Here is a 5,462-nt window from a genome sequence, read left to right as displayed (position 1 = left end):
CTGCACCTTGGTGGTGTCCTTGCCCAGTACTTCAATATCAATCTCATCCCACGGATTGTTCTCCGACGGACCGGTGTACGTAAAGAACGAGGACACCACACCGTCGTTTTTGATTGCCTGCATGGAGGTTTCGTAGTAGCCGTAGGAATAGTGGTCGTTGGTGCGGTACTCACCGCCGGAATAATTATACTTGCCTGTGGAATCCTTGTCGATGCTCAGATGCAGTGCGCCGTCCTTCACCACGGCATTTTCCGCATACCATCCGCAGTCAAACGGATTGCCGTTCGTCCAGCCGTCAGACGCAAAGAACAGCGGAGATTCTCCCGCACGGAAATCTGCAACCGCATCGGCGGTGGTGTCCATCGGTGTGCCGTAGTCCGGGATCCCCGTTCCGCTGCCATTTGCTGCGAGGTCACGAAGCACTGCCAAATCCAAACCATCCAGCACGCCATCTCCATTTACATCCGCAGCAGATACGCCATTCGATTCTGCACCCAGCAGGTACCGCTGCATCTGCCGGACATCCCTGCTGTCACAAACGCCGTCCCCGTTCACATCGCCAGTTACGTTTTGTTGCTCCGCAAAAACAGCCGGAAAAGCTCCTGCTGCGCCGATTCCCAGCACAACCGCCAGAGAAATCGCCACAGCGCTCATTCGATTTCGTCTCATAGAAATTCCCTCCTGAAAAATCATCATCTCGTCCAAAAAATGTTCCACGTATCAAATGAATTTAAGACAATTATACCACTGTCACGACAAAATGCATACTGCAATCATGACAAAAATAGTAATTTCTTAACCTGATTTTCAGGAAGCACACGCTGTAACCTCAAGCGTGCATCGCATACCGATGCTTTTCGTTGCCCTCCAGATCTTTCCACAGGAACACGCCGTTTTCCAGCGTCATATACCCGTGATGGCTGCCCTCCTTGGGGATGGACACCGAACCGGGGTTCAGATAGACATACGTCTCGTGCTCCGTGCACTTCGGCACATGAGTGTGGCCGTGCAGCAGGATATCCCCTTTGTGCAGCGGCGGGAGGTGCGATTCGTTAAACACATGGCCATGGGTGGCGAAGATCATCCGTGTGCCCTCGGTCAGAATGGCGTACTCCGCCAGAACCGGAAAGTCCAGCACCATCTGGTCTACCTCAGCCTCGCAGTTGCCCCGCACACAAAGGATGTCCTCCTTCCGGCCGTTGAGCATTGCAATCACCTGCTTGGGCGCATAGCCCTCCGGCAAATCGTTCCGCGGGCCGTGGTAGAGCAGATCTCCCAGCAGCAGCATCCGGTCTGCCTGCTCCCGCTGATATGCTGCCAGCAGCTTCTCACAGTAATATGCCGAGCCGTGAATATCTGATGCGATCATCCATTTCATTTCTTTATTTCCTCCTGTGCATATTTTTTCAGTTCCGTCAAATAGCGGTTCCCGAGCCGGCTCAAAACCGCACGTTTTCGGGTGAGATAGCCGATGTGCATCTCGCCCTCTGCCTGTAAGGGAACGGCAATGATATCTTTTCCGTTGAGTTCCTCATCGATCACACCGCTGCAAACCGTATAGCCATCCAGCCCGATCAGCAGATTGAACAGCGTCGCACGATCCCGCACCCGAATGTTTTTCGGACGGTTCTCCGTGCTGAAAATCTCCTCGGAATAATAAAACGAGTTGTGCTCTCCCTGTTCAAAGGAAAGGTATGGGTAAGGCTGCAGCTCCGCCATAGTCACCTCGGACTTCTGAGAGAGCGGATGCCGGCTGCTGAGAAAGACGTGAGGTTTTGCCACAAACAGTTCCGTGAACTCCAGCTCCTGCGCACGCATCAGCTTCCGCAGCACTGCCTCGTTAAACGGGTTGAGGTACAGGATGCCGATCTCGCTTTTCATCTTGGCGACATCCTCCAGAATCTCGTAGGTCTGTGTTTCCCGCAGGCGGAAATCATAGTGTTCTCTGCCGCACGCCCGAATCAGCGACACAAAAGCATTGACGGCAAAGGAATAGTGCTGGGTGGAAACGCAGAATTCCTGCTTTTCCCCCGTGTGCGCCAGATACTTTTCCTCGATGAGCGCCGCCTGTTCCAGCACCTGCCGGGCATAGCCCAAAAAGACCTCGCCCTCCTTGGAAACCGCAACGCCACGGTTGGTGCGGGTGAAAATGGTAATGCCCATCTCCTTTTCCAGCTCTTTCAGCGCCTTGGTCAGGCTTGGCTGTGCCAGATACAGGGAGGCTGCCGCCTCGCTGATGGTCTTTTTTTCCGCCGTCACAACGGCGTACCGCAATTGCTGTAGCGTCATGGCTTCTCCTCCTGCTGTGCCAGCCGTTCAAACACCTGTTTCCGCTCCTGCTCCGGCAGGGACAGATAGAACTGCTGCTTGATCTGTAAAAACGTCCGCAGCTCCGTGAGAATGCAGTAGAGCAGCGCACGATTCTCAAACGCCTCCCGTGTCTCCGGAAGCGCATCCTCCTGATAGGCGGTGTGCAGCTGTTCCAAACGTGCCAGAAGTGCGGTGCAGTCGTTGCCCTCGTGGAAATGCTGTGCCACCTCGCCGAAAAATTCGGACAGCGGTTTTGCCTGCTCCGGAATCTGAGTCAGGCGCAGCAGCTGGCGGTACATCTCCTCCAGCACACGGCACTGCTCCCGCCGCATCATGACATAGCGCATCCAGTAAGTGTCGTCCTCCCACGTCTGGTTCTGCAAAAAGATGTCGATCTCCCTGCGCAGCGCTGCCGACAGCTGTTCCGTTTTGGCAAAGCAGCTGTCCCCGTAGCCGGTGTGATCTGCCTCCAGAATCCGAACCGCCATCCGCTCCAGAATACCCTGTATCTCGCCGTCCAGCTCCTGCTGCATCCGCTGGATCCTGTTCCGGTTTCGTGGCATGAACCAGTTCAGACAGACGCCGATGCCGCTGCCAATGAGCAGCAGAAGCAGTTCGTTTCCCACCATGCCGGAGGTCACACCGCCTGCCAGCATATAGTGCGTCGCCATTACCGCATTGATGGGGGTGGAGTCCTCCATGTGCAGTCCATAGCAAATCAGCAGCAACAGCAGAAGCACCAGTCCGAACGTCCACGGTTCTGTCCCGCAGAAATGATAGAGCGGCATGCTCAGCAGCGTCATGATGCAAAATGCCAGCACACGGCGCACACTGCTCATCACCGTTTCCCGGCGGGTGTTCTGTACAGTCAAAAGTGTGATGATACCGGCAGAAGCTGCGTTCTGCAAGCCCATCGCCTCAGCAATCAGAATCGCTGCCACCGCACCTGCTGCAATTTTCAGCGCCTTCATCCAATTGATCTGTTTCCAGAATTTTTGCAAGCGTTTTCCTCCCTTTCCATGTGCTGCACCGCTCTGCGGCGGCACAGGATTTCCTGATTCATTATAGCAAATTCCGACAGAAAAATCAAGGTGTCTGAGCGCCTGCAAAATTTCCGAAAATTGTGCTGCGTCACTCCGGATACAGCGTATTCCACAATTATTGCAATATTTTTTTGTGCAATTCGTACATTTACAGACGAAAAAATATGCGGTATAATAAAGTTGTAATTCATTCTAAGGATTTTCACAAAATACAATGCCGTATTCTTCCGGTTTACAGGAAAGCAATGCTTGCCGCTTCCCGTTTGGCATCTGCCGGCTTCCGGAGCACAGATGTCTTGACCTGCGGTTCCAATTGTACGGACTGTTCCAACCGTACCAGCAGTATTGCTGCAAAAACTTGTGCGCCGGAAGAATGCGGCATTGTCTATGGGATGAAACGATAAGAACCCGTTTTCGCAGACACACGTCCTGCAAAAACGGGTTCTCACAGCGGATGGAAATTTGCTTTTCCCATCCGCTGTTTTTTTGTGATATCACTTTAACATGCATCCAGTTCCTGCTGCATGATCTCCAGTGTTTCCTCCTTGGTGCGGACTGCCTCCGCCTTCCGCAGTGCCCGAAAATACTCGATTATCGCAGACACAATGGTGTTCTCCTGCAGCAGCACCAGACGATAGCTGTCCTCAAAGTCGAACATCAGCAGCATTTTTCCGGTAGACCAGAGATTGATGCAGTGCCGCCGCCGGGTGAACAGTGCGTTTTCCAGCAGTCCAAGCTGCATGTTGTCATTCTCCTGTGCCTGCCGGATCATCTTTCCGAAAAACTCCTGCCGCACTGCCTTGGGAATGGACTTGTCCACAGTCGGGTGGAACTCGTGAAATTCTTCGCTGTTCAGGAAGTCCGTCATTCCGTCACGGCAGAAGAGAATTTTCATCTTCTTTACCCCGCTGAAGATCTTCTCGTACAGGAACGTCATATAATTTTCGACAAAGCCATCTGCCATATTCTCAGCACAGACATGCTCCCGCACGATTTTCTCATCGTTTTCAAAAATCACACATGGCTTTCTGCTGAGAATGTAAAAATCCATGGGCTTCGTGCTGCCGTCCTCGGCAAAGAGCACCTGGCTCTCCCGAATAAATCGGTCTGCGCTCTCGAATACAGCGCAGAGCTGTCTGGCATTCCCGTATTTTTTCTGAAAATAACTGCCATAGATCGCCACTGTTTCCGGCTCGTCCAGATAGAGCGCAGCGGACAAGTCCTGATTCAGCAGCAGAAGCGCCTGTTCCGTCCGAATCAAAAACGGAAACAGAATATAATCCACCAGCTTCTCCGCCACAATGTAATTATAGTGCACCTCGATCCTGCCGGACAAAAGCGCCTGCACCAGCATTCCAAACGAGGCCACATTCTTCTCCGCCATTCGCTCCTCCCGCAGATACAGCAGCAGGCGGCAGCGGTAATCCGCACCCTTCTCCCAGATTTCCTCCCCTAAAATCCGGCAGAACTCCTGCTGTTCCACATGAAGCAGCAGATCCGCAGAATCTGTGCTCTCCCGAAGCAGCTGCCGGATGGCTTGGTACACCCGTTCTCTGCCGCAAATCGGCACACCGTTCTGCAAGGACACTGCATTTATCTCTCCCGGCACCCGCTGTGGACGTGCCGCCGGCAGCGCAAACAGTGCTTTGAGTGCTTCCTCTGTGCACATGTGCTTTTCTCCCAGCTTCGACGCCTTATAGGAATTCCACAGCTGGTATTCCTCCTCCGGCACAAGCCCCAGCACCTCAGAAATTTTTTTCACAACTCCATAGTTTGACGGCAGCAGCTTTCCGCACTTCAGCTTCTCCAAGTACGCCGGATTCAGCTCCGCCATCTGACAGAGATTCTCCGCCGAGATCGTTTTTTTCGCCATCAGACTAGAAAGTTCTTCCCCAAAATCAGACACAATTTTCCTCCTTCTCCTGCTTTTTCTTTTATTATACAACAATTCATGTCCAATGTGCAACATTTTATCCCGAAAAACCGATGTGAAAACAAGCGCATTTTCCGCTGTTTTTTCCGATTTTGCAGAAAATCCGGCATAGTTTTTCCAGCATCTTCCTTGCACATATATTCTATTTTCATTTATGACATGTGACATATTATAAT

The 5,462-nt window shown here is 52.5% G+C and carries 5 protein-coding genes; all 5 read right to left on the bottom strand.

From position 1 onward, the window contains the following. Positions 1-669: family 16 glycosylhydrolase (locus tag QZL66_RS08300; protein ID WP_293602044.1), on the bottom strand; the 669-nt coding region annotated here is incomplete at its 3' end. 160 nt (positions 670-829) lie between these two features. Continuing rightward, positions 830-1,378: a phosphodiesterase gene (gene yfcE, locus QZL66_RS08295; protein ID WP_022411256.1), complete on the bottom strand. Its 549-nt coding sequence runs from the start codon at positions 1,376-1,378 to the stop codon at positions 830-832. Beyond that, positions 1,375-2,289 carry a LysR family transcriptional regulator gene (locus QZL66_RS08290; protein ID WP_022411255.1) on the bottom strand — a complete coding sequence of 305 codons (915 nt, stop codon included), beginning with the start codon at positions 2,287-2,289 and terminating at the stop codon, positions 1,375-1,377. Before QZL66_RS08290 ends, yfcE begins: the two co-directional genes overlap by 4 nt. Next, complete coding sequence (locus QZL66_RS08285) at positions 2,286-3,311, bottom strand: aromatic acid exporter family protein (RefSeq protein WP_022411254.1); 1,026 nt, start codon at positions 3,309-3,311, stop codon at positions 2,286-2,288. Before QZL66_RS08285 ends, QZL66_RS08290 begins: the two co-directional genes overlap by 4 nt. 541 nt (positions 3,312-3,852) lie before the next feature. Continuing rightward, positions 3,853-5,259, bottom strand: coding sequence for a helix-turn-helix domain-containing protein (locus QZL66_RS08280; RefSeq protein ID WP_022411252.1), 1,407 nt, complete (start codon positions 5,257-5,259; stop codon positions 3,853-3,855). Positions 5,260-5,462 lie beyond the last annotated feature (203 nt).

Source organism: Ruminococcus sp. CAG:330, assembly GCF_000437175.1.
In the GTDB taxonomy this organism is placed as follows: Bacteria; Bacillota; Clostridia; order Oscillospirales; family Ruminococcaceae; genus Ruminococcus_C.
This window is presented reverse-complemented; position numbering and strand designations above follow the sequence as displayed.